Source organism: Calothrix sp. NIES-2098 (genome assembly GCF_963875125.1).
Taxonomy (GTDB): Bacteria; Cyanobacteriota; Cyanobacteriia; order Cyanobacteriales; family Nostocaceae; genus Aulosira.
In genome coordinates this window covers 4,523,054-4,546,366 of record NZ_CAWNKJ010000001.1, presented here as the reverse complement: position 1 = coordinate 4,546,366, position 23,313 = coordinate 4,523,054, and the positions used below count along the sequence as shown (strand labels likewise).

The following is a 23,313-nucleotide window of genomic DNA, read 5'->3' as shown; positions in this document are numbered from 1 at the left end:
GTGATTGCTACTCTACCCTACGGGAACGACTACTCTGCGAGAACGCCTCCGGCGAACGTCGAACGAGAAGCCACTGCGTGTCTACACTTCGTTCGCAATGAGATATTAAGAGTAATTTGCCGGTCATCATAATTATTTGTCGTTATGTCAAATTAATGTTATGAGGGTGTGAAGCTTGAACTCTCTAACATTCAACTTAGAAGCAGTAGGTATTATTAACACAAATTCTTGACCACCTAAAGCGTGTAAGGCTGAACTTGATGACATGAATTGTCTCAAAACCAACTCAGATAATAAAAGTAAACAAATAAATAAAATCTTTATATTTTAAAGGTAAGTTATGATTGAGGTTAATAGATGTTGGAATTATTGAAAAACCTTTTAGCTAATCAACAGTTGATTCCCCTCAATAATTGCTATCTTTGTCCGTTAGATTTAGTATATCTACATTTTATTGAATTTATAATTGCGATCGCTAATTATTTAATTCCTCTAACACTAATTTATTTTTTACGTCTGCGTCAAGATTTGCGCTTCAATTGGATATTTCTGTTATTGGCTACGGTTATCATTATTTGTGGTGTCGCTGACTTATTATATATTTGGAAACTCTGGTATCCTACGTATTGGTTAAGCATATTTATTAAAAGCATTGCCGCTTTAGGAGTGCTATACACAGCCTTTGAACTATTCAGGATCGTTCCCAAAATAGTTGCTTTGTCTAGTCCCAAACAATTAGCAACTACTAATAATATTACAAACCACCAGATATCAGAAGCCGACTTAAAAGCTAGCGAAGCTCGGTTTCAGGAAATCGCCCATACGATTAGCCAGTTATTCTTGGTGCGTTCAGCCACCACAGAAGAGTTTATTTATGTTAGCCCTGCTTATGAGCGTATATGGGGACGCAGTTGTGAGAGTTTATATCAAAATCCTCAGTCTTGGGTAGAAGCAATTCATCCCGAAGATCGCCCTCTAGTTACTCAGTCTCTGTCAAAACAATTTGCAGGTAACTCTGTGATGCGAGAATACCGAATTGTTCGACCCAATGGCGAAATTCGCTGGATATTTGCCCAGATTACCATAGTGCGGGATGAAAGCGGAAAACCGCTGCGTTTTATTGGCTTTGCTGATGATATCAGCGATCGCAAATTTGCAGAACAAGCACTTCAGGAGAACCAGGAACAAATAAAAGCATCTCTCAAAGAAAAAGAGGTATTACTCCAAGAAATTCACCATCGTGTCAAGAATAACTTAGGAATTGTTAGCAGTTTATTACAAATGCAGTGCCGACGAACTCAAGACCTACAAGCAAATGCCATCCTGCGTGACAGCCAAAACCGTATTGCTTCTATTGCCCTGGTTCATGAAAAACTTTACCGTTCTGCCGATTTATCTAATATTAATTTTGCTGAATACATTGCTAATCTAACTACCCATTTATTTGATTCTTATAATATAAATCCCAATTTTGTTAAACTGAATATTCAAGTTGATGAAGTTAGCTTGAATCTTGAAACCGTAATTCCTTGCGGTTTAATTATCAATGAATTAGTTTCTAATGCTTTAAAATATGCTTTTCCTAAATCCCAAGCAGGGGAAATTCAGATTATATGTTATCAAGAAGATAGCACTTTAATACTTACTATTCGAGACAATGGTGTTGGTCTACCTCAAGATTTTGATAGTCAAAAAGACAAAACACTAGGTTTGACCCTGGTTTACGGATTAGTGAAGCAACTAAGAGGAACAATTGAAATTACCTCTCAACCGGGGGTAGAATTTAAAATTAAGTTGATAAACATCAAAGCCTAATGTACATTAATTGAACGACTGGCTGCTCAATTTCAATAATGGCATTGTAAGAGAGCGATCGCATAATTTTAATCGCTAGCTTTATTAAATACTTCTAAAATTTGTCGGCAAATTAGTTTTAATTTCTCAGCAACTTGAGGCGAAGGGATAGAAGCACCAACAATACTCCAGTTATCTATGGTAGAAAGTCGCCAAGCTTCGCCGCGATGATCGAATGCAGCGACTTCTATACCGATCGCCCGCCGTGAGTTGCTTACTGGATCTTGATAAAATCGAATTTGAATTAAAACGCTACGACTGCGCCAAGATTTGCTGATACCGGGAAAGTGAAAGCCGATATCTATTGAATCGGGATCGACTAACTCTCTAGTTTCCGGATCGTTCTTCCAAGGTTTCAGATCTGATTTTGCATCAGGAAACTCGTATTTAAACAAATTAACTACTGTAGCAATCTTGCTGGCGAGTTCAAGGTTCGTTGCTTGTTCAGATGCGTTCACGAAAAAACACTCCTAATATTGCATTGGCCTAGAGGAAATTTGACTACAGAAAACCGCCAGAAGGTTCATGGTATTAGAGTTTCAGCTTATCAAGGTCTTTTGTGTTTCGCAACTCTAAATTTATGCTTTCCTCACAATCATCGCGAACAAAAACAGTTAATCGATGAAATTTAGATATATTGAGTAATTATACTTAAATTTTCCCAAATTCAGCAAATAATTAAGCAAGTATTAAAAATTTTGGCAAAATCCTTTCCTAGCAAGAACGATAAATTACCACAGCGATCTAAAATTACACTGTTAGTCGGCAAACAAACAGCAAATTATTTCCGTATATGTCGCGTCAACGCTCTCTTTTGTCATTGATTTTAGTATTATTGGCAACATTCCTAATCGCTTGTGGTGGCCCTACTGTTGCCAAAGCACCTCCTACTTATACAACAGCACAACTGACGAAAATCCAAACATATTTGCCAGAAATTCAGGCTGTGCGCGATCGCTCAGAAGAACTGACAAAACTGATTCAAAAAAAAGATTGGATCTATGTGGGTAATTTTATACATGGCCCGATAACAGAAGCTAGGCTTAACATAACTTATGTGATTCCTAACCTCTTACCCCAGGCTCAACCCCCAGCACGTCAAATAGCACGTGATTTGTTTAACCATCTGGTGAAAATAGATCAAGCTGCTACCGATAACAATACCCAACTTGCCTTGAGTAACTCTCAAGCAGTTTTTGCAGACATTGACAAATTCCTCGATCTGCTTCCTGAGACAAGCAGCGAATCATAATTCCTGAGTTATGAGTTAGGAGTTAGGAATCACTGAGAAATTTGTCATTCCTAACTCCTATCTTTTGGATGAAGTTCTAATGAATGTAGTAATTATCGGCTGTGGCATAGTTGGGGCGGCGATCGCCTATGAACTAAGTTTAGTTAAAGGTTTAAATATTACCGTTTGCGATCGCCAACCACCAGCACAAGCTTCCACTGGTGCTGCACTCGGTGTATTAATGGGCGTAATTAGCCACAAAATCAAGGGTAAAGCTTGGCAACTGCGACAAACTAGCATCCAACGCTACGAAACCTTAATTCCCGAATTAGAAGCCATCACCGGGCATAAAATCCCGTTTAACCGCCAAGGAATCCTCAGTCTTTGCTTGGAAGAAGAAAATCTAGCAGACTGGGAAAAACTGCAAGCAATTCGCCACTCTCAAGGCTGGCAGTTAGAAATCTGGGATAAAAATCAAATGAAAAACATCTGCCCCCAGGTAGATAATGAAAAAATTATCGGTGCTGTCTATTCTCCTCAAGACCGCCAACTCGACCCTACAGCCCTGACATTAGCGTTAGTTGAAGCAGCCCAACACAACGGCGTTAACTTTCAATTTGGCGTGACTGTCACAGATACCCAAACTTCAGGACAAGTTTGCTCTCAACTAGAAACAACCGCCGGAAAAATTTCTGCTGATTGGTTTGTAGTCGCCGCCGGACTGGGTTCAACTCTTTTGACAGCACAATTACACCATACTGTTGATATTCGCCCCGTTCTAGGGCAAGCATTACAACTACATTTAGGACATCCCTTAGGAAATCCTGACTTCCAGCCAGCCATCACTGGTAATGATGTCCACATCGTTCCTGTAGGAGGTAGCGACTATTGGGTAGGTGCAACAGTAGAATTTCCTAGCGATGGCGATGAAATTTCGCCCAATCAAGAACTATTGGAATCTGTGAGACAACAAGCGATCGCCTTTTGTCCAGAATTAGCATCCGCAAAGATTGTTCGCACTTGGTCAGGTTTACGTCCCCGCCCCGAAGGACGCCCAGCACCCATTATTGGTAAATTGCCAGGGTTTAATAATGTCCTCTTAGCCACAGGACACTATCGCAACGGCGTTTTACTAGCACCTGCAACAGCTTATGCGATTCGTGAGATGATGATTCCTGTTGATTCTTAATCAAAACATAACTTTTGATAATTTTGCCTTGGCATTAAATGCCAAAGGCTTTTGCATACAAAATTTATACTCGGTCATTTGTTATTTGTTTAACAAATGGCCAATGACAAATGAGTCTTGAGTTAATAGGAACGTAGCGTGTCATTAACAGAACATAAAATAACCGTAAATTCATTAGAGTGGTTCTATCGGGAAGCTGAACCAATTGGTAGAACTGACTTACTGCCTGTAGTATTGCTGCACGGTATAGTCTCACAAAGTTATAGCTGGCGTCACATTCTACCTGCTTTAGCCAACCAGGGGACAAAAGCGATCGCACCTGATTGGATTGGTTATGGCTTCTCCGCAACTCCAGAAAAGAGAGATTTTGCTTACACTCCTGATGCGTTTATTACAGCTTTAGAAGGATTTATTAAAGCTTTAGAACTTGAACGATTTTCTTTAGTTGTGCAAGGTTTTTTAGGTTCTGTAGGATTACAATATGCCTTGCGTCATCCCGAACAAATTGCGAATTTAGTTATTATCAATGCACCAATTTCACCTGCTGCAAAATTACCTTGGAAAATTAAACAAATGGGTTTACCTTTAGCAGGTGAAATGATGACCCAAGACCCACTTTTAGTTGATAGAACATTAGAAGGTGGAAGCCGTTACCGCATAGAAGATAAAGATTTAGATGTTTATCGCCGGCCATATTTGAAAAGTTCTGCACCTGGGCGAGGTCTTCTGGCAACTATTCGCAATTTGCAACTCGATTCAGCCATGACAGAAATTTCAAATGGCTTTAAACAATGGCAACAACCAATTTTAATTCAATGGGGTACGATTGACCCGTGGTTATCTGTAGATATAGCAGAAGATTTTGTAAAATCTGTTCCCAATACCGAATTAGTAAAACTGAATAACGTTGGTCACTATGCTCAAGAACACTACCACGAGACAATTTTAGAAGACCTTTTACCTTTTGTTCGGCGTGCTGAATCTCGTTGAAGTTATGAGGGTTATACCAAAAAACTCGATCTAGACATATTTTCGTAGGGGTTTAGCATTGCTAAACCCTTACCCACGTGGTTGTATCATTATGAAAGTGTAATGCTATTAGTAGCTAAGAATAAAATCTTAACCACTAACTTGTCATAATTTATAGTTTCTCTTTTACCGCTAAATGCACGCCTCCAGGTGGTGCAAATACTATACCGCGACGCACAGGTTGCAAAGGAACTTTATCCAGCAATTCTAGTGAGTAGTGCGACAGGATAGTTGCCAATACTAATTTCATTTCAAACATGGCAAATGCTGCGCCAATACACCGACGATTAGCACCGCCAAAAGGTAAAAATTCATAAGGGGAAAACTGCCGTTCGAGGAAACGTTCTGGTTTAAAACGCTTAGGTTCAGGATAGATATCAGGGCGCTGGTGCGTCAAATAAGTGCAGATTGACAAGTACATTCCTTTTGGGACATCATAGCCCATCAATTGCATATCCTTTTTCAGAATTCTTGGTAAACAAAAGAAAACAACTGGGTAAATCCGCAGTGTTTCTGAACAGACAGCATTTAAATATGGCAATTGCGCGATCGCCATCGGGTCTGCATTGGCGATATCAATAGAATTGAGTTCTTGCAGCAGTTTTTCGCGGACTTCTGGGAGATAGTGAATCCAATATAAAGCCCAAGCGAGTGCGATCGCAGTTGTTTCATGACCCGCAAATAGCATAGTCATCAACTCATCGCGTAATTCTACATCACTCATCGGTTGACCTGCTTCATCACGCGCAGACATTAATAAGCTGAGGATATCTTCACCGTCAGTTTTACCTTGCTCTCGACGCTCATTAATTTCTTGATAAACCAGGCGATCGAGTTCCTGTCTGCGTCGCACAAATTTTCCCCAAGGACTCCAAGCACCTAAATCTTTTTGTAGCGATTTGAAAAACAGTAAAGTTGCACTTAAAGGATGATTAAAAGTATTCAAAAACGCAATTAAAATCTGCTTGATGTGTTGATAACGCTCTCCTTCCTTCAGTCCAAAAACAGACCGCAAAATCACTTGTAAGGAAATATCCTGCATACTGGCACGAGCTACAAAAGGTTGCCCAATTTTCCATTGGCTAATTACTTGCTCTGTTATCTCACGGATAATTTGACCGTAAGCTCGCATCCTTTCACCGTGAAATGGAGGCATCAAAAGCTTACGCTGTTGCGTGTGGCGATCGCCATCTAACAAAATTAGTGAGTTTGTCCCTACCAATGGTTGAACAATTTGGTTTCCTGAACCTGAATCAAATAGCTTGGGATCGGCAGTAAAAATTTGCTGAATTGCTTGGGTATCGCTGATGATTAATTGCGGTGGAAAACTATTAAATTTACTATAAAAAATATCTCCATAGCGCTCTCGCAACCGTTCTAGATTTTCTAGTGGTTGTAAAATTATTTTGATTGTCTGCAACCATTGTGATTCTTGGTAGCCGTTTGGTAGCTTGGCGAGAGTTGGTTCGGGAGATTTTTCTTGAAGTTTAATCATTATTTTTCTCCTAATAGTTATTTAGAGGATGTTTGAAAATTGAAAGTAATGTTGCTCTGAAATCATAGAAATTTTAGGTAAGCATAAGTGATTTATTACATTGTTCGTTGGTTCTTGCCAATAATCTTCAAAGCGGTAGCCTAGGAGAAACTCAGCTTTGTTAGCTAATTCACGTCCTTTTTGCAGGTTAACAAAAATTGCTTTCACTTGTTGGGGAGCTAAAAGCGGATAGAGCAATTTGGCTAAAAACAAACTGATTTTGAATGAATGGCTAGAATTTTGGGTGTTAGCAAAAGCCAGAACGCCGATTTCTCCCGCTTATTTCAACTTAAATAAGTGTCATGAAGCCAGCACCAGTTATCGCCTGATACAGACTGAGTTTGTCACCAATATTCTTCATCACTAAACCTCATCTTCTAAAATTTTCAATTGTTAAGTCTGCATTATTTTTATTTACTGCTTGCTCGACAGTGAAATTAATCTCTTGACCATAGGAAACTTCAAGGGTATGACCATCAGGATCTCGAAAAAAAGCCCAGTAACCGACGGGAAAACCCCAGTCATGCGGCCCATCTATCAACACACCTTCTAAGCGCGCTTCATTGCAGAGGCGGTCTACTTCCTCACGAGTTTTACAAGCTACTCCCAGATGGGATGCAGGCGCAAGCGTGCATTTTAATTCCGCAACTTGAATTAACACAATCACGAATGGTCGCGTTAAATCGCTAATCCAAGCAACGTCTACGTGCTTCGTTTTATCAGTGCGACGATGCACTACTTGCATTGCAGCATACTTTGCATAAAACGATATGCTTCGATCGATGTCGCTTACCCCAAGGGCGATGTGAGTAAAACCTAGATCTGACATTAGCTTTCACCTTTTGCGAAATGAACAATATCTTTCAGATTAAGATATAGCCGATCAACACAAAGGTAGAATAGCGTAGCGATGCCTGCGGCGGGCTACGCCTACGCGCAATTCTTCTATAAGTACATCTACTTCTTCCCAAAAATTCTAGCAATCAAAGGTCTACTTTAATTGCACTAACCTAATTTAAATCAGGTCGATCGCAAAGTGATAAGCTCTAATTTCTAAACGCTGTTTGAAGTAAAAACGATGAGCCGCGAAACGCTGAACGCCTGAATCGAGATGTAATTGTTCGCAAGCATTAGCTTTGGCATAATCAAACAGCCAATTTAATAGATGAGTACCATAGCCTTGAGAGCGATCGCTTTCTTGAGTCACCAAATCATCGACATAGAGAAACTTACCCCAAGATAAAGATTCACCGATTCTAAATCCTCCTACAGCCTTGATGCTCCCATCATCTTCAAGATAAGCCAGTTGATAGCCTTGCTGTTCTTGTCTTCTAATCCGGCTGACAAAATCGCTAGCGATGAGATGGGGACGCAGCGCTTGCATAATTGGAAAACAACGCTCGATTTCTGCATCCGACTTAGCAAGGTTGATATGAGTCATTTAGTCTGGGGGAAGTTCAGAATTTTGAGTTTCTTGCAGTGCTAAGGGTAATTCTAAACCAGGAGCGATCGCAAGTTCTGAAGGTGGAACTTCCCGCGTCGCACTTCTAAGATATTGTCCATCATTGACGGGAGCTACAGGCTTCATCTGATGAGTAATACTGTAATAGCGGTGAGTTTGTTGGTTTTGCTCCCGTTCTTGAATGCTTTCATTGCCAATTTTCTTGCGCAATTTGATAATTGCATCGATTACAGCTTCCGGTCTGGGCGGGCATCCTGGTATATAAATATCAACAGGGATTAATTTATCTACACCTCGCACTGCACTGGGTGAATCAACGCTGAACATTCCCCCTGTAATTGTGCAAGCTCCCATTGCAATGACATACTTAGGTTCTGGCATTTGCTCGTAGAGTCGCACCAAGTTAGGGGCATACTTCATTGTAATAGTCCCAGCGGTAATTAATAGATCTGCTTGTCGCGGAGTTGCACGAGGAATCATCCCATATCGCTCTAAATCAAAGCGAGATGCATAAGCAGCCATAAACTCCATGAAGCAGCAAGCTGTACCAAACATCAACGGATACAGACTGGACATTTTCACCCAGTTGTAGATATCGTCTACTGTGGTGAGAATCACGTTTTCAGATAATTGTTGCGTAATTTCTGGACGCTCAACGGGATTGATAATTGAACTTGTCATAAGTTGAGTTCCCCAATTAATCAGTTTTGGAATAATTGCAAATTTTGTGGAGCGATCAATCGCTACCTCATTGCTAACTAAAGTGTCTGACAACTTTCCAAACTGCACCACTAAAGATAAAGGTGTTAAGGTACTAACTTAAGCTCTAAGTTAACAAGTAAGAGTCATTTGTCCTTTGTCATTTGTCATATCATGTCCGGTAAATTACTTGTGATATGTCATTGCGAGTGTAACGCAGTGGAACGTAGACACGAAGTGGCTTCCCGCAGGGTAGCAATCACAAGTTCTCTGCGATTGCTTCGCTTCGCTCGCAATGACAAGTGTTGATCCGAACTTGATATCATTAGTTATTTCTCCCCACACTCCCCACACTTCCCACACTCCCTTGTCTCCCCATATTCGGTGTAATTGCGGTTCTCCATCGTCTAAAGTGCGTGAAAAGCTAGGAGCGATGTCTACGACGGGCTGTGCCTACGCATCAGTTAATTTTAGATAAATTTAAGGGTTTAGCATTGCTAAACCCCTACTTTGGTAAAATATCATCGCTAGTTGATTGTTTATCTTTTACTCAAGCAAGTAAACCTAAGCGCTTACCGTTATCGCGCGCTAGACGGATTAAATGCTGACGGGTGCTATGGTCAATATTAAGATAATTACAAAAGTGAGTAATAATCTGAGCGTGCTGTGCAATCAATTTGCCCCGTAGTTGATTAAACTTGGCTTGACCTAGATGAGTGCGAACTATAACAATAATTGGTGCAAACATAATATTTAGTCCTCTTGTGCTGATTTACTGTTAATAATCTCAGTCTGCCTGTCTCACTCCGTTTACACCAGCAAAGATCGAGGCGTTAAGCACTAACTTAATTTTTGTGTTTTTACCTTTAACACCAATTACTTGAGGACTTATCGTGTTGTAGATCGCACTGGGAAAAAACTAGCGATCGCCTAGATAAACTCAATAGTTAAATTAATAAACTTGCCGATGCATCTATCTTTGTGCAGCAAGGGCAAATCAAAGTGGGTTGGTTAAAACTTGCACGTTTGTGTATTGGCATAACAGCCCGACGTATTGGCATAACAGACCGACGCATTAATATAACAGCTCGACGTATTGGCATAACAGACCGACGCATTAATATAACAGCCCAACGTATTGGCATAACAGACCGATGCATTGGCATAACAGCCCGACGTATTGGCATAACAGCCCGACGTATTGGCATAAATGCACGTTATTTATGAAGAATCACAACGCGCTGCAAAATCTAGAGAAACACGAAGTGCAGCATTTATTGCCTAATAGAGCTAAAGTTCTTTGTTAAAGCAGTGAATGAGAGTTCCCGCATTGTTATTGGTAGCAATTGTCCTTGCCTTCCTGACGCCGCGCAAAGTGGTGTCAAGTACATAAATTTGGGAATTTGCCTACTCATTGAGTCCCATAGCCTGATATTCTAGCTAGATTTTTGAGTATCCTTAACTAATCGATCTAGCTCTTGCTGCATTTGGGTATGAACTAATTCATAACAAGCACGTACATAGTTACGATCTCTAGCAGCATCTTTGCCATATCTATCAAAAATAATTGGTTGGCAAACACGAGTATGAATTTGCACAGGTAAAGGAATATTAGGTAAAGGGCCAATAGACAAGCCCCAAGGTAAACCTAAGTAAATAGGAAAAACTCCTGGATCTAATTGATATAACCACGGCAATCCCCACTGATGCAATTGTTTTACTAAATCGTAACAGTCAAATAAAACTATCAAAGTTTCATGAGCGCCTACTGATATTAAAGGAATAATAGGAACTTCTTGTTTTAAAGCTAACTTGATAAAGCCTTTATGTCCGGCAAAATTAATTTTATGGCGTTGGCTGTAAGGGCGAAACATATCATATTGTCCTCCTGGATATACCAAAACGCTAGCACCTAGATCAAAAGCAGCACTAGCCATTTTTGGATGTGCGATAATGGCTCCTAATTTTTGAGCTAGTTCGGCTATTTTTGGACTTACTTTCCAAGCGTAAGGATGCATTAAACCATAAACCAAACGCTGAGTTCCAAATCTAGAAAACCAATCGTACATCATCATTATCAAATCGGGAGAAGCCATTCCCCCATTATGAGAGCCAACTAGTAATACATTTCCTTGTGTTGGTATGTGATGCCATCCGTCAGTTTTTACTTGAAAATAGTAACGGTAAAACCATTCCCATACAGGCATTAATAATTCAATAAACTCAGCATCGCGCTCTTTTAATGACCAACCTGGTACAGAGGCAGATCCATTATTTGATATTTTCAACAAGTCATGGCTCATACATTTAACTCAAAAATAGAGAACGAGGAAAAAAAGCAAGAAGGATTTTCATCCCTTGTTTGTGGAATTTTTCCATGATTAGCTGTTACGAAAATTTTAAAATTGTTTGCAGCAGCCGTAGTGAGGAAGTGAATCATGGAATTACGCCGATTTAATAATATTCAGGAATTTTGGAATAACGCTCAAGATTACTTACTCCAGTATGAGGCAGAGCATAATTTGTTGCTTGGTATTTCACATACTCTGTTGCATTACCCAGAACGTTATCCCGATCCTGCTTATTTAGCGATCGCGCAAACAAAAGGCAAGATTCTGGCTGCGGCTATCCGCACTCCTCCAAACAAGCTGGTGTTGTCGAAAGCAGAGGATTTGAATGCAATAGCGCTGATTGCTCACGATTTGCAAGACAATTCACAGCAACTCCCTGGTGTAAGCGGACTGGTTGCAGAGGTAGAAACGTTTTTGCAAGCATGGCAAACATTGACTGAACAGCCCTATCGACGGGTAATGGAGTTGAGAATTCACCAGTTAACCCAAGTAGAACCTGTTGCGACTGTCAGCGGCGATCTCAGACTTGCTACCGAAAGCGATCGCCCTTTGCTAGTAGAGTGGTTGACAAATTTTATCGCTGAAGTTGGTGAGGTGATTTCTCAAGATGTAGAACAGGCCGTCAACGCTGGACTGAAGCGGCAAAGTATTCATCTATGGTCAGATGGTATCCCTGTTTCATGGGCTAGCGGTAGTAAATCTTTACCTGCGGCGGCGCGTATTGGCCCGGTCTATACACCACCAGAGTACCGTGGCAAAGGATACGCGACTGCCTGTGTTGCCGCTTTAAGCCAAAAACTTTTAGATAATGGATGCGATCGCTGTTTTCTGTTTACCGATTTAGCAAATCCTACTTCTAATTACATCTACCAAAAGATTGGCTATCGCCCTATCTGCGATTGGCACGACTACTCATTTATTTAGGAATGAGAAAAACTCCATTTGGTGAGCTACTTAAGCTTTTTTTAACTTATCTATGTCTGCAACTAAAAGAGGACATGTAACTAATGGCTTGAGATCGTCGCCATGAATCGTCACTTTCTCTCCAGAGATTAACTTTGCTGAATAGTTATTCTCAAGATTAAATATACCCAGTGGATTGTCACAACGATCTTCAATAATTAATACTGACTGTTGGCGATATCTGCCACGATCGACTTCTGCGATCGTACCTTCTTTGATCGAACCCATAGCTTTATTCCCCTCGATAGTTGATTTAGCAGGAATGTAATGATTTGAAAGGTATAATTTAAATCAATAATTTTATGGTTATTATTCTAACAAATATAGAAGGATAATTTTTGAGTGCAAGTTGACGCTAACAAATACTGAAATACACTAGTATTTGCCAGCTTTACTTGATGAATGGCAGCAAGTATCTCCATAACAGGAGTTTGTTATCAAGTCCTTTAAAACTATAAATATCAGTAGAGTTAACTTATGTCAGTACTGGCACCTATATTAGAACAAACTACAGGTAAAATTCGCTTTGGTGTAGACGATGTGAAAAGCGCTCAAGAGCGATTACCTACTACAAATGCCAAATTGCAGTTAGAGAAGGAATTTGGTAAACAACTTCTGGCATTCAGTCACAATGATACATTTGAGGTAATTCCAGACCAAGGTATTCATCCGCTAGCGCTGGCTGTTCATGCTGCTTTTAGCGAACATCGTCCGTTATTATTAACACCTGACATTATTTGGATCGCAATAGCGCAAGGATTTGGGCAACATATTAATAATCATGCGGAAACTTTGCGATCGCGTTTTGTTCGTCACCAAGGGAAAGAAAAACTCGTAGTTAAAACTCCACAAATTAATAGCGAACCCCAGCACTGGAGTGAAGCAGTGCAACAATGGGTATTGCAAATTCGCGATCGTGTAGGAGCCGATCTATATCGATTGTTAGAGTGTAACTTTAGTACGACGACACCCATCACTAAAACAGCCAGTCATGTGGTGATGATGAATGCTTTCCAACAGTATTTTGACTACATGATGTCCTGCGTGTGCGGCATTCCGGAGATTACGCTGTTGGGTACTGTCGAAGATTGGCAAAGTATCTGCGATCGCGTGCAAATGATGGCTAAGTATGACTTAGAATGGTGGACTGCGCGCTTATTGCCGATTTGTCGAGAGTTTGTGGAAACAGCTGCCGGTAAACCATCCCTAGAGTTTTGGCGCTGCATCTACAAACCTAAACCTGTTTATGGTGCTGAGTTAATTACTGGTTGGTTAACTGATTTGTTCCCTTATTTGACGGATTATTCAATAACTAAAGCTGCTTCGGTACGAAATCCGATTTTAGAAATCGATCGCTGCGAACTTCCGAATGCGTCATCATCCGAAGCATTGTTTGAGCGAGTTGTTCGTGGCATTTCTGCTGAAAGGTTGCCTTTGGGAATTTCTCAAGTGCCATTCCAGCTGATAACGCGAGATGGAATAGAGTATTCTTTAGAACTACTTGCTGGTTTTATTGGCGTGCATCAAGATTCTGAGCAGCAAACTTTACAACCGGAAATTGGTTGGGCATTGCGCGATCGCAGCGATCGCTTTGCACAGTTACTCGATAATATTCAACAACAGCATCTCACACAACCGCCAGTTAATTGGTCGGAATTTTATCGAAGTTCAACAGATGTAGTTCCCAAAGAACACATTCAAATGCTAGAGCGTTTTGATGGAGCCACACTTTACGCTGATAGCGGTCATTCTTGGCAGATTCCAAAGTATATTGATAGAAAAGACTGCACAATCTCTAACCCAATATCTTTCCGCGATGATGCAACTCACCTCATCGATCTTGAAGATGGGCGTTGTATTGCCTACGTTTATAAACCTCACAAGAACGAATGTTTGATTTTTGTGGGGGGTAAGCCGAGTTTAGATCGCGAGCCGCTTCAAGATCCCGTAATTATTGCTCAGAGTATTCCCGAACTTTTAGAACGCATATTTCAAGCTCAGGGGCGTTACTACTTTGATGATGCCAATTTCGTCTGCTAATGAGTTGCGAAATTACTCATAAAGGTAGGGAACAGTATCTGTAGTATCTGTAGGGTGGGCAGTGCCCACCAAACCCGGATATGGTGGGCATTGCCTACTACTTAACTTATTTGAATTGATATAAATATTTTAGTTTACTTACCTATCAACGGATATAATTTGGGATGTTTATTTTTAGCTACAAACAACCTAGATGAATGCTTTAATAGGCTTCTTATTTTTCGTAATTCCACTTTTGGCTAGTATTTTTATAGCCCAAGTTTCTAACCCTCTATCTTCTTATCAGCCCCTTCATTTAATAGATGGTGCAGGGTTATACAAAAAAGAATTAACGAATGGTAATACAGCATATTTACAAGTAATTGACCTTAGAAAAATGCGTATCGACCAAGTTATTGGTGAGGTCGATAATATGGGTTACGGTCAAGGTAAATACTATAAAGGTGAAGGTGGGCACTATAGTCCTTATTTTAAAAATAAGTTGTTTTCCCAAGTAAATGATGAATATAAAAAACTTTATGGCAATGATGTATTTTCCACGATCAATTGTTCGTTTTTCGAGCAATACCAGTCCAGTACGCAGTTATCCTTTCCCATTAAATTTAATGGCGTAGTTATCAGTGGCGGTCATAGCCCTTACGGCCCAATTAAGCAACCAAAGCATGAGTTTTACCGCACAATTCGCTTAAAAGCTTTGGTTTGGGATGAGAAGCAAGCATATATTACAGATTATGACCCAGTTAGCGGTGCGCCTCTCAACCAAAAAGCAGTAAAAAATGCAATTGTCAGTTATAAATATAGCGACCATCCAGCGAAAGTATTAGCCCAAAATCAAGTAAATAAATATCAAGTTATTGGGACTCTGGATAAAGATGGTAATCGAGGTAACGAGCAACTGTTAATTTTGACGGTGAATCAAACAACTCTGGATGAAGCTGCTGGATTATTACGCAAGTTAGGTGTTAAAGGAGATATTATTACAGTTGACGGTGGCAGATCGACTTATCTATTTGATTCAAAAATAGGGAATATTATCTTACCCGAACTGTCTAGTCCTCAAGAAAATCCTACATTTCGACATTTACCGCATTATCTAGGATTTCGCAGAGCTAGAACTCAAAAAGTTGTACCGCAAATATTAATCGATCAACCTGTTGGTAAAGTACAGATTGAACAAAATCGACCTTATTTAATATTGTGGCGAGACAATATCAACGGCGATGTGTCAATTAAGTTGTACGATCGCAACAACAAAACTATCCAAAATATTTCTACCCGTACCGCTAGCGATGGGATTTATGAGTGGACACCGCAGGTTGCTGTCAAAGAAGGTGATATGATTCGCGTGGCTAGCCGAGACAACCAGAAGATTTTTGGCAATTTACAATTATAAAAACAACGCGAAGGTAAAAACAGGGTAGCAGAAAGGCGATCGCTCTCAATAACTTACTGTTGTCGTTGAGTTATGATTGCGATCGCTAATGTTATACCTTTAAGTCTAGAGCAGCTTAAAATTGTAATTATTCACAAAAATTAGATAATTCAAAATAAATTAATTAAATAAATAAATTATAGAAGAAATAAATATGTTAAAAAGTGAGTATTTTATTTTCATTAATTTTCAAAATCCAATTATCAAGCACAAGCTTCAGAAAACAGGGCAAATATTATCGGCGGCTTATGCATCTGTAGAGAATGATTCTAGTTTAGCTGAAATATATTTGCAGGGTAAAATAAACTACTTGCCTTTTGTAATTAATGAGCAAGTCTCTACTAATTTTTTATCTTTTTACAACAATAATGCAATTACTAATTATCGTATTGAGTACGACGCTGAGATGAGGCGATTTATATCGTTTCCACAACTACCTTCTCGTTTGTCTTCGCTCATCGGTTATAGACTATCTCAGTCTAGAGCAGCTTAAGATTATGCAGCAGGTGGTAGAAAGAGCGATCGCTTCCTCAAAATAATTGCAAGAGCTATATGTCATTTCGCAAAACCTTAAACGGCTGATTGTTACTTTCCCATACACGAATATCTGAGTAGAGAAGTGTTTCACGAAAGTAAGCTGCTTCATAAGCAAGCCGTAAATTACGCTCAAGGCTGATTGGTTCAACATCAGAAGGTTTATTTGAGCCAATTGTTTTGCGTAAGCTGAATGAAAATAGTTCTACTAGGTCATGACCACAGCAAACTTGCCAAGGATCGTGGCTGTTGTTCTTTTGCATAATTAGTCGCTGTTGCAGGTCTTCATCTTTCAACGAGAACGCTTGTGATTTATTTTTCACTTCTCTAATCAGTTTAAGTTCATCAATTTGCAGCGTTTGCTCGTCAATAAATCTGCTGAATGTAATACCATCAAAGGTCAAGTTCAATCCATCACACTGAGATATCCAAAGCAGATAACCTAACGACATTCCAGTTTCGAGTAATATCGATCTGATGTCTCGATTAAATTGGCTAATCTTGTCTTCAGAACCAAACTCAGCAATTACTTTGTTCAATGCTGGTGATTTAATCAGCATTGTTTCAAGGTCATGGGTATCGGTGCGAAGCAGATTAGGGCTGCTGTATGACACAGTTGCAAGGCGATCAAAGTCTGCATCAACAATCGCTAAAATCCCTTGAAAGCTTGATTTCTCTAAAGTTTCCAGCACAGCAATAACACGCAGTTTACTGGATGGTTTTCCCGAAACAGTAATTAACTTACAAGCTAATGTATCAACAAAACGCTCGTAGAAAGTTTTGTCTGAACCACCTTCTACTAATAAAAAAGTGCCTGGATGAGTGCTTCTTAGTAGTCTAATTTTGTTGGCATCACGGTCAACTGAAAGAAAATCTCTCACTTTTCTGGCCCTTTCAGTTCAACTGTCAAATCCCAGCGATCTTGAATGATATCTGGTGAATGAGTAGCCATGAGAATATCTAGGTCAGCAAGCTTTGTGATTTCTTGCAAATCCTTTAAAAACTGAATTTGCCATCCTACGTGAAGAGATAGTTCAGGCTCATCAATTAATACTAGAGAGTTAGGCTTAACTTTAAATAGTAGTTCATATAGCAGAACTAGTTCATGTTGTTCGCCAGATGATAAATCTGTTGGCGAAAGAACTTTTGAATTAGATACATGGGAGTTATATCGCGTTGTAATTACAAATCCCTTGTCTTTACTAAAGTTTATTTCTTTGTAGGAGTAAGCAAACTTATTATTAATAATCTTCCTTAATAACTCGATTTTGCTTGCTATTTCCTCAAAAACACTCAGCTTCTTTTCTACATCCTCAACATATACAGACAAAGCATTTTTAGTACTTTCATCTATATCTTGAGGCTGGATTTGAAATTCTGTATCCTCATCTTTATCTAAAAGACCTACTTCTATAAGCCGAGTACGTGTAGCTTCAAGTTCGTTTAGTTGATGACGAAGTTGTTCATCTGTTAAATCTGCGGATGGCTGTTGCTTCACCACTCTAAGTGGAAAAGTTCTGTCAAGAGCTTGAGATATTGTGCCGTATTCCTTAAATTTATCTTGCATCAGTTTAGCAAGTTCATCAGAGTAAGCAGACACAGTTGACAATATTGATGGGGTTTCACGCTCTGCTCTGGAAGTATCATTAGCAACAAAGTTAAGCAAACGTTGTGATTCAATGAGGCGAATATAAATATTGCGTTTCAAATTGTCTAACCACTCAGGCTCTTCTTTTGACTTGACTATTGCAGACGATACATTCTTATTTAAAATCTCTAGATATTTATATAAAATTATAGTACTTGTTCGGCCACTTATTGATATTGTATCAACATCATCAAGAGCCTTTTTTTGCTGCAAATAAAAAGAGAGTGGCTCAGAACCAAGCTGATAAAATGTGAAAATAACATCACTATTTTCCCAGTCTTCTAGATCATCAACTTTTTTTGTTATTTCAAAACTACTACTATTATCAAATTCAACTCGAAACCTTCTAAACGGTATAGCTATCAATTCTGAGTGCTGAGAATTGAACAAACTATTCAATATTCTCAATATCGCTGTTTTACCAAAACCATTTGGCCCGTGAATGATGGTGATTCGTTCATCCATATTCAATGGAATTACATGATCAAAAATTCCAAATAAGCCACTGACGGAAATTTGCTGAATTCGCATGGTCATTGAGTCCTATAGCCATTGGCTTGATGACTTTGATTGTAACCTCTATCTTCTCTTGCAAAGCAGAGGTTACACAAAGGCACATTTTTTGTATCTGTTTAGTGTAAGCAGAAACAAATTTTAGCTATTAGCGATCGCTTTGCTGAAGCAGTATGTCGCCTTAGGACAACTGGATAAAGCCCAACAAGTAGTTGAGAAAGCTCAAGAAGCATCTCTGCGCGCTTATCTCCAAGCTTGGATTTATTGTTAAACAGCCAACTCCTAGTAAAGACTAAAGTCCTTACTAGGAAATTTTTGATTGTTTTGAGGAAAAACGGATGAGCTAGTTGTAGTAAGTCTGCAAGTAGTAACGCAAATACCTCAAACTATGACATCTACCCTGCAAATTTCTCCAGAACTTCGTCAAACGGTTATTTACGACAAAATTAATGAAGCGATCGCTCATGCAGTGCAATTAGTGCGTTTCCAGATTTATGACCAAGCGCTGAAAACATATCATCAAATTCTCGATCGTGTTGCACTCCTGAGCAACCGCGAACAACAATCATATTGGATTTCCTATGTCATTGGCTATTATGAAATAGCAAATCTCCTTCAACCCTTAACTAAACTCCCGCGCCAAGAGCAAGATCGGTGGATTGAGTGGCTAGAGAAAGTACAGCAATATGCGCTGAATCACGAACAGCCTGTAGGGATTGCCCAAGATTTAAAACAACTAGCAAGAATTTATCAAAATTTGGGACGAAGCGAACTGGTGGAGAGCGCACTTCAACAAGCCACCGCAGCAGCGCAGCAAATTCCTGACGCCACAAGTCGCGCCGACCAATTAATTCAACTAGCATCTATTCGCCTAGAATTCCAACAAAAAGCCGAAGCCCAACAATTACTCACTCAAGCTATAGCAACCGTTGAACAAATTCCTAGTGAAGATACCTTCACTCGCGGAAATTATCTTGTATCAATCGCATTCCTATATATTCAACTGAGTGAAGTACAACGCGCTTTGGCATTAGCCGACAAAATTGGCAATCACCATTCCCCTGACACAATTTATCAAGAGATTGTGCGCGATGCGATTAAAAGAGGAGATTTGCATTTAGCCCAGGCTGTTACAGCTAAAATTCAAGGGGCTGAATACCAAGCTTATGCTTTAGTAGAAATGGCAGTTTATTGGGCAACTCATCATCAACCCCGATTGGGTAATCGCCTGTTTGCCAAAGCACTCAAACGAGTGGCGAAAGAAGAATACGCCCAAGGCTTACAATACTTACTGATTAAAACTTACAGCACATCAGGTCAACTCACCATTGTTTTCAATGCAATCCAAAGACTGACTCAGGATGCACACAAGGCTCAAGCATTGAGTGAAATTGCTCTGACTTACGCACAAGCCAACCAACACCAGCAGTTACAAAAAATTCTTGCTCAACTCAAGAGTTTAAATAATTGGGAAATCGTGCTAATGAGCACTGTTAGCAATGCACAACAGTATCATTTAGCGATCGTGGTATTCAATGCGGTAAAAAATAAAGGCGACTTGATTTATAAATCGGGTTTGTATCGAGAACTCGTGCAAGCGCTGCTGCGTTCGCAACATCTCTACGAAGCACTGGAATTAGCAAAAAAAGCTCCTAATTATGTTTCGCCAGATGAACAAAGTTCTAGTTTGCAACAAATTGCGCTCGCCTTTGGCGTCGCCGCAGGCATCGCCTATGCCAATGCTCAACAATGGAGCCAAGCTATTGATGTTGTAACACAAATTGAAAATACCCCCAGTACCCCATATCAGGTATTAACACGGGTGGAACTAGCGGCGACTGCACCGACACCAGCAGAATTTACCAGCTTAATTCAACCTGCAATTGCACAAGCACAAGCCTTAGAAGCGATTGAGCAAAAAGCCTTAGCACTAGCGGCGATCGCTGTTGCATATCTGCGTTCGGGAAATGAAGAACAAGCACAATCTTTCCTGCAACAAACAATCCAAACAATGCAGCAGGTAGAAGATGACGAAAGTCAAAGTCGCGGTCGTCTGTTCGCCCAAATTAACGATTATCTAATTATCCAAAATCAATATACTGCTGCCCTAACAATAGCGCAGGCTTATCCAGCTGGTTATTTGCAAGATAATGTCTACAATGCCGTATTCTATCAGCTAAATTCTCACTACGCCGTTGATGTGGCGTTGTCAGTGGTGGAAGTAGAATTGCTACCAGATAGACAAGCTACAACATTGTTAGCGATCGCCAATATCTATGCTTTACAGCAACGCAATGAAGATGCAATTTCATTCCTCGATCGCGCCTTTGCGGTAGCTCAAAAAATTGCCGATCCCGAAAGCCGCACAATTATCCGTTACGAGAATACACCAGAACCCGATTACAACGATCGCCGCAGCCAATACACCCGCTTGGTGAAGCAGTATGTGGCGCTACAACAAATCGATAAAGCCCAAGAAGTAGTTGAGAAGGTGCAGGAAGCATCTCTGCGCGATTACCTACAAGCTTGGATTGATTGTTAAATAGATAACCTATGTATGGTGGGCAGTGCCCACCATACGATATGTTTAATTTTTTGAGTAAAAGTTCGCAATCTACTGATAACTCATAGTAGTAAACCAAATACCCCCAACAATGACATCTACTCTGCAAATATCCCCAGAAATTTACCAAATTCTTCTTGCCGAGAAAATTAGTGAGGCTGCCAATGATGTGCTGCAATTCATCAGTACTCAGCAGTATGACCAAGCGCTGAAACTATGCCATCAAATTCTCGATCGTGCGGTACTTGCAGTTCTCAACAATCCCGAACAACAGCAATTTAGTCTTTTTTCTCTGATTGTCGATGAATACATTGTCTTTCAACCGTTAACTAAACTCCCGCGCCAAGAGCAAGATCGGTGGATTGAGTGGCTGTTGAAGGTGCAGCAGTATGCGCTGAATTTGGGCGTAAATACTTTTGCCGTCTCACATTTAAAACAACTTGTAGAAGCTTATCAAACTCTAGGACGAACCGATCTGGCTGCGATCGCACTTCAACAAGCTACTGAAACAATACAGCAAATTCCCGATGTCGGAAGTCGCGCTGATGAATTGATTCAACTAGCATGGCTGCGATTCCAACAAAAACTCGAAGTGCAAGCAGGACTGACTCTAGCTTTGACAGCTGTGGAACAACTTCCAAGTGATTACTACGCGCGAGGAAATCATCTAGAGTCTATCGCATTCCTGTATACCAGATCTGGTGCAGCACGACGCGCTTTGGCAATAGCTGAAACAATTGGCAATGAATATCACGAAAACTCAATTTATCAAGAAGTCGTGCGCGATGCGATCGCTAGAGAAGATTTACATTTAGCCCAGGCTGTCACCGCCAAAATTCACAGTTCTGAATCCCAAGCTTTTGCTTTAGTGGACATGGCTGTGTATTGGGCGACTCACGATCAACCCCGACTGGGTAATCGCCTGTTTGCCAAAGCACTGAAACTGGTGGCGAAAGAACAGTACGCCGCAGGCTTACAAGCAAGACTAATTCAAACTTATTGCACAACAAGTCAACTCACCATTGCTCTCAATGCAGCCCAAAGACTCGCTGAGGAGGGAGCAAAGATTACTGCATTGACTGCAATTGCTGTTGCTTACGCCAAAGCTAATCAATCTCAGCAGGTGCAACAAGTTCTTGCTCAACTCACAGATTTGATTCACTCAAAACCTGCGATTGAGGTTGGCCCTTACCTTGGATATATTCTGCAATCTGCTATTGATGCACAACAATATAATTTGGCGATCGCAGTTTTAAATGTGGTGAAAAATAACACCGAATTTTACGATCTGCCAAGTTGGTATCGACGAATTGTGGAAGAGTTGCTGCGTTCGCAAAACCTAGACAAAGCGCTAGAAGTAGCAAAAGAAATTCCTCATCATATTTGGCCAGAAGAACGCAATCTGAGCTTAAAAGAAATTGCGCTTGCTTATGCTAATACTAAACAATGGCATCAAGCTATTGAAGTAGTTAAACAAATTGATAATACTGTAACCACCCCATATCAAGTATTAACAAGGGTAGAACTTGCAGCCAACGCACCTACACAGGAACTATTCACCAGTTTAATTCAAATCGCAATTGCCCAAGCACAAGCTTTAGAAATTATTGAGCAGAAAGCCTTAGCACTAGCAGCGATCGCTCAGGCATATCTGCGTTTAAAAGATGCAGCACAGACACAATCTTTCCTGCAACAAGCCATTCAAACAGTGCAGCAAGTAAAAGATGAAGTTAATCGCGGTCTTTTGTTCAGGCAGATTGTTGATTATTTTATCCAACACAGACAATATACTGCTGCCTTAACAATAGCTCAAGCAAATTCAGACTCTCAGCGACAAGAGAGCTATGATGTTATTTTCCAACAGGCACTGCCAAACTACGTCTTTGATGCTGCGTTGCAAGTGGTGGAAGTAGAAACGCTACCAGATAGACAAGCGACAAAATTATTAGCGATCGCCAAAACCTATGCGCAACTGGGACGCAATGAAGATGCAATTGTATTACTCGATCGCGCCTTTGCGCTAGCACAACAAATTGCCGACCCCGAAACCCGCATCATTCAAGTCAACGAATATATGCAAGTAGCCGATGAAAACGATCGCGCCCACCAATACACTCGCTTGGTGAAGCAGTATGTCGCTTTAGATCGACTCAATAAAGCCCAACAAGTAGTTGAGAAAGTACAGGTAGCATCTCTGCGCGATTACCTACAAGCTTGGATTGATTGTTAATAAGAACAAATTATCAGTTTATGGGCGGGTTTCCCCGCCCC

21 protein-coding genes and 1 pseudogene are annotated in these 23,313 nt (G+C 40.3%); 12 read left to right on the top strand and 10 right to left on the bottom strand.

Features of this window, described 5'->3' with window-relative positions:
* Nucleotides 1-357 precede the first annotated feature (357 nt).
* A complete protein-coding gene (locus AACU33_RS18975; protein ID WP_339376139.1) occupies nucleotides 358-1,815 on the top strand; it encodes a sensor histidine kinase in 1,458 nt (485 codons plus the stop codon).
* A 68-nt stretch (nucleotides 1,816-1,883) separates the two neighbouring features.
* On the opposite strand, the gene AACU33_RS18970 is transcribed toward AACU33_RS18975, so the two are convergent.
* Nucleotides 1,884-2,312 carry a hypothetical protein gene (locus AACU33_RS18970; protein ID WP_096590134.1) on the bottom strand — a complete coding sequence of 143 codons (429 nt, stop codon included), beginning with the start codon at nucleotides 2,310-2,312 and terminating at the stop codon, nucleotides 1,884-1,886.
* Between the two features lie 311 nt (nucleotides 2,313-2,623).
* On the opposite strand from AACU33_RS18970, the pseudogene psbQ reads away from it, so the two are divergent.
* The 3 genes and pseudogenes from psbQ to AACU33_RS18955 all read left to right on the top strand — a co-directional run.
* Nucleotides 2,624-3,106, top strand: a pseudogene (psbQ, locus tag AACU33_RS18965) (photosystem II protein PsbQ); the annotation flags it as partial.
* A gap of 79 nt (nucleotides 3,107-3,185) precedes the next feature.
* On the top strand, nucleotides 3,186-4,274 hold the full coding sequence (locus AACU33_RS18960; RefSeq protein WP_096590132.1) for an NAD(P)/FAD-dependent oxidoreductase: 1,089 nt from the start codon (nucleotides 3,186-3,188) through the stop codon (nucleotides 4,272-4,274).
* A 138-nt stretch (nucleotides 4,275-4,412) separates the two neighbouring features.
* On the top strand, nucleotides 4,413-5,264 hold the full coding sequence (locus AACU33_RS18955) for an alpha/beta fold hydrolase (protein WP_096590131.1): 852 nt from the start codon (nucleotides 4,413-4,415) through the stop codon (nucleotides 5,262-5,264).
* Between the two features lie 151 nt (nucleotides 5,265-5,415).
* Here AACU33_RS18955 and AACU33_RS18950 read toward each other — a convergent pair whose 3' ends face one another.
* Nucleotides 5,416-6,798, bottom strand: coding sequence for a cytochrome P450 (locus AACU33_RS18950; protein WP_096590130.1), 1,383 nt, complete (start codon nucleotides 6,796-6,798; stop codon nucleotides 5,416-5,418).
* 238 nt (nucleotides 6,799-7,036) lie between these two features.
* Here AACU33_RS18950 and AACU33_RS18945 point away from each other — a divergent pair, with 238 nt between their 5' ends.
* The gene (locus tag AACU33_RS18945; RefSeq protein WP_339376138.1) at nucleotides 7,037-7,204 is read left to right on the top strand and encodes a hypothetical protein; all 168 of its coding nucleotides are present in this window, start codon (nucleotides 7,037-7,039) and stop codon (nucleotides 7,202-7,204) included.
* 3 nt (nucleotides 7,205-7,207) lie between these two features.
* Here AACU33_RS18945 and AACU33_RS18940 read toward each other — a convergent pair whose 3' ends face one another.
* From AACU33_RS18940 to pgr5, 4 genes are all read right to left on the bottom strand, one after another.
* Complete coding sequence (locus AACU33_RS18940) at nucleotides 7,208-7,666, bottom strand: VOC family protein (RefSeq protein WP_096590129.1); 459 nt, start codon at nucleotides 7,664-7,666, stop codon at nucleotides 7,208-7,210.
* Between the two features lie 186 nt (nucleotides 7,667-7,852).
* Nucleotides 7,853-8,278 (bottom strand): GNAT family N-acetyltransferase, encoded by a 426-nt coding sequence (locus AACU33_RS18935; RefSeq protein ID WP_096590128.1) that lies wholly within the window; start codon nucleotides 8,276-8,278, stop codon nucleotides 7,853-7,855.
* Entirely contained in the window at nucleotides 8,279-8,980 is a 702-nt protein-coding gene (nuoB, locus tag AACU33_RS18930; protein WP_096595298.1) for an NADH-quinone oxidoreductase subunit NuoB, read from the bottom strand.
* 568 nt (nucleotides 8,981-9,548) lie between these two features.
* On the bottom strand, nucleotides 9,549-9,746 hold the full coding sequence (gene pgr5, locus AACU33_RS18925; protein ID WP_096590127.1) for a cyclic electron transport protein PGR5: 198 nt from the start codon (nucleotides 9,744-9,746) through the stop codon (nucleotides 9,549-9,551).
* A 233-nt stretch (nucleotides 9,747-9,979) separates the two neighbouring features.
* Between pgr5 and AACU33_RS18920 the strand changes: the two genes are divergently transcribed.
* The gene (locus AACU33_RS18920; RefSeq protein WP_339376137.1) at nucleotides 9,980-10,225 is read left to right on the top strand and encodes a hypothetical protein; all 246 of its coding nucleotides are present in this window, start codon (nucleotides 9,980-9,982) and stop codon (nucleotides 10,223-10,225) included.
* A gap of 209 nt (nucleotides 10,226-10,434) precedes the next feature.
* On the opposite strand, the gene AACU33_RS18915 is transcribed toward AACU33_RS18920, so the two are convergent.
* On the bottom strand, nucleotides 10,435-11,301 hold the full coding sequence (locus AACU33_RS18915; RefSeq protein WP_096590126.1) for a lysophospholipid acyltransferase family protein: 867 nt from the start codon (nucleotides 11,299-11,301) through the stop codon (nucleotides 10,435-10,437).
* A 135-nt stretch (nucleotides 11,302-11,436) separates the two neighbouring features.
* Between AACU33_RS18915 and AACU33_RS18910 the strand changes: the two genes are divergently transcribed.
* The gene (locus AACU33_RS18910) at nucleotides 11,437-12,273 is read left to right on the top strand and encodes a GNAT family N-acetyltransferase (protein ID WP_096590125.1); all 837 of its coding nucleotides are present in this window, start codon (nucleotides 11,437-11,439) and stop codon (nucleotides 12,271-12,273) included.
* A 30-nt stretch (nucleotides 12,274-12,303) separates the two neighbouring features.
* On the opposite strand, the gene AACU33_RS18905 is transcribed toward AACU33_RS18910, so the two are convergent.
* Nucleotides 12,304-12,540: a hypothetical protein gene (locus tag AACU33_RS18905; protein WP_096590124.1), complete on the bottom strand. Its 237-nt coding sequence runs from the start codon at nucleotides 12,538-12,540 to the stop codon at nucleotides 12,304-12,306.
* Nucleotides 12,541-12,789: 249 nt separating this feature from the next.
* On the opposite strand from AACU33_RS18905, the gene AACU33_RS18900 reads away from it, so the two are divergent.
* The 3 genes from AACU33_RS18900 (at nucleotide 12,790) to AACU33_RS18890 (ending at nucleotide 16,277) form a co-directional block, all read left to right on the top strand.
* Complete coding sequence (locus tag AACU33_RS18900) at nucleotides 12,790-14,352, top strand: DUF4419 domain-containing protein (protein WP_096590123.1); 1,563 nt, start codon at nucleotides 12,790-12,792, stop codon at nucleotides 14,350-14,352.
* 193 nt (nucleotides 14,353-14,545) lie between these two features.
* Nucleotides 14,546-15,745, top strand: a complete 1,200-nt coding sequence (locus AACU33_RS18895) for a hypothetical protein (protein ID WP_096590122.1) — start codon at nucleotides 14,546-14,548, stop codon at nucleotides 15,743-15,745.
* Between the two features lie 193 nt (nucleotides 15,746-15,938).
* Nucleotides 15,939-16,277, top strand: a complete 339-nt coding sequence (locus AACU33_RS18890; RefSeq protein WP_096590121.1) for a hypothetical protein — start codon at nucleotides 15,939-15,941, stop codon at nucleotides 16,275-16,277.
* Nucleotides 16,278-16,332: 55 nt separating this feature from the next.
* Here the strand turns inward: AACU33_RS18890 and AACU33_RS18885 are convergent, their stop codons facing one another.
* Nucleotides 16,333-17,199 carry a DUF4435 domain-containing protein gene (locus AACU33_RS18885; protein WP_096590120.1) on the bottom strand — a complete coding sequence of 289 codons (867 nt, stop codon included), beginning with the start codon at nucleotides 17,197-17,199 and terminating at the stop codon, nucleotides 16,333-16,335.
* On the bottom strand, nucleotides 17,196-18,497 hold the full coding sequence (locus tag AACU33_RS18880) for an AAA family ATPase (protein ID WP_096590119.1): 1,302 nt from the start codon (nucleotides 18,495-18,497) through the stop codon (nucleotides 17,196-17,198). The genes AACU33_RS18885 and AACU33_RS18880 overlap by 4 nt, the downstream gene beginning before the upstream one ends.
* Before the next feature lie 370 nt (nucleotides 18,498-18,867).
* Between AACU33_RS18880 and AACU33_RS18875 the strand changes: the two genes are divergently transcribed.
* Together AACU33_RS18875 and AACU33_RS18870 are read left to right on the top strand one after the other, a co-directional pair.
* Entirely contained in the window at nucleotides 18,868-21,021 is a 2,154-nt protein-coding gene (locus AACU33_RS18875) for a tetratricopeptide repeat protein (RefSeq protein ID WP_096590118.1), read from the top strand.
* A 112-nt stretch (nucleotides 21,022-21,133) separates the two neighbouring features.
* Entirely contained in the window at nucleotides 21,134-23,272 is a 2,139-nt protein-coding gene (locus tag AACU33_RS18870) for a hypothetical protein (RefSeq protein WP_096590117.1), read from the top strand.
* Nucleotides 23,273-23,313: the final 41 nt, after the last annotated feature.

Bases quoted from the DNA above. Each gene is read 5' to 3' on its own strand.
- nuoB (WP_096595298.1), bottom strand. From the start codon at position 8,980: ATGACAAGTTCAATTATCAATCCCGTTGAGCGTCCAGAAATTACGCAA.
- AACU33_RS18960 (WP_096590132.1), top strand. From the start codon at position 3,186: ATGAATGTAGTAATTATCGGCTGTGGCATAGTTGGGGCGGCGATCGCC.
- pgr5 (WP_096590127.1), bottom strand. From the start codon at position 9,746: ATGTTTGCACCAATTATTGTTATAGTTCGCACTCATCTAGGTCAAGCC.
- AACU33_RS18915 (WP_096590126.1), bottom strand. From the start codon at position 11,301: ATGAGCCATGACTTGTTGAAAATATCAAATAATGGATCTGCCTCTGTA.
- AACU33_RS18890 (WP_096590121.1), top strand. From the start codon at position 15,939: ATGTTAAAAAGTGAGTATTTTATTTTCATTAATTTTCAAAATCCAATT.
- AACU33_RS18940 (WP_096590129.1), bottom strand. From the start codon at position 7,666: ATGTCAGATCTAGGTTTTACTCACATCGCCCTTGGGGTAAGCGACATC.
- AACU33_RS18875 (WP_096590118.1), top strand. From the start codon at position 18,868: ATGACATCTACCCTGCAAATTTCTCCAGAACTTCGTCAAACGGTTATT.
- AACU33_RS18975 (WP_339376139.1), top strand. From the start codon at position 358: ATGTTGGAATTATTGAAAAACCTTTTAGCTAATCAACAGTTGATTCCC.
- AACU33_RS18870 (WP_096590117.1), top strand. From the start codon at position 21,134: ATGACATCTACTCTGCAAATATCCCCAGAAATTTACCAAATTCTTCTT.
- AACU33_RS18900 (WP_096590123.1), top strand. From the start codon at position 12,790: ATGTCAGTACTGGCACCTATATTAGAACAAACTACAGGTAAAATTCGC.
- AACU33_RS18935 (WP_096590128.1), bottom strand. From the start codon at position 8,278: ATGACTCATATCAACCTTGCTAAGTCGGATGCAGAAATCGAGCGTTGT.
- AACU33_RS18895 (WP_096590122.1), top strand. From the start codon at position 14,546: ATGAATGCTTTAATAGGCTTCTTATTTTTCGTAATTCCACTTTTGGCT.
- AACU33_RS18880 (WP_096590119.1), bottom strand. From the start codon at position 18,497: ATGCGAATTCAGCAAATTTCCGTCAGTGGCTTATTTGGAATTTTTGAT.
- AACU33_RS18910 (WP_096590125.1), top strand. From the start codon at position 11,437: ATGGAATTACGCCGATTTAATAATATTCAGGAATTTTGGAATAACGCT.
- AACU33_RS18905 (WP_096590124.1), bottom strand. From the start codon at position 12,540: ATGGGTTCGATCAAAGAAGGTACGATCGCAGAAGTCGATCGTGGCAGA.
- AACU33_RS18950 (WP_096590130.1), bottom strand. From the start codon at position 6,798: ATGATTAAACTTCAAGAAAAATCTCCCGAACCAACTCTCGCCAAGCTA.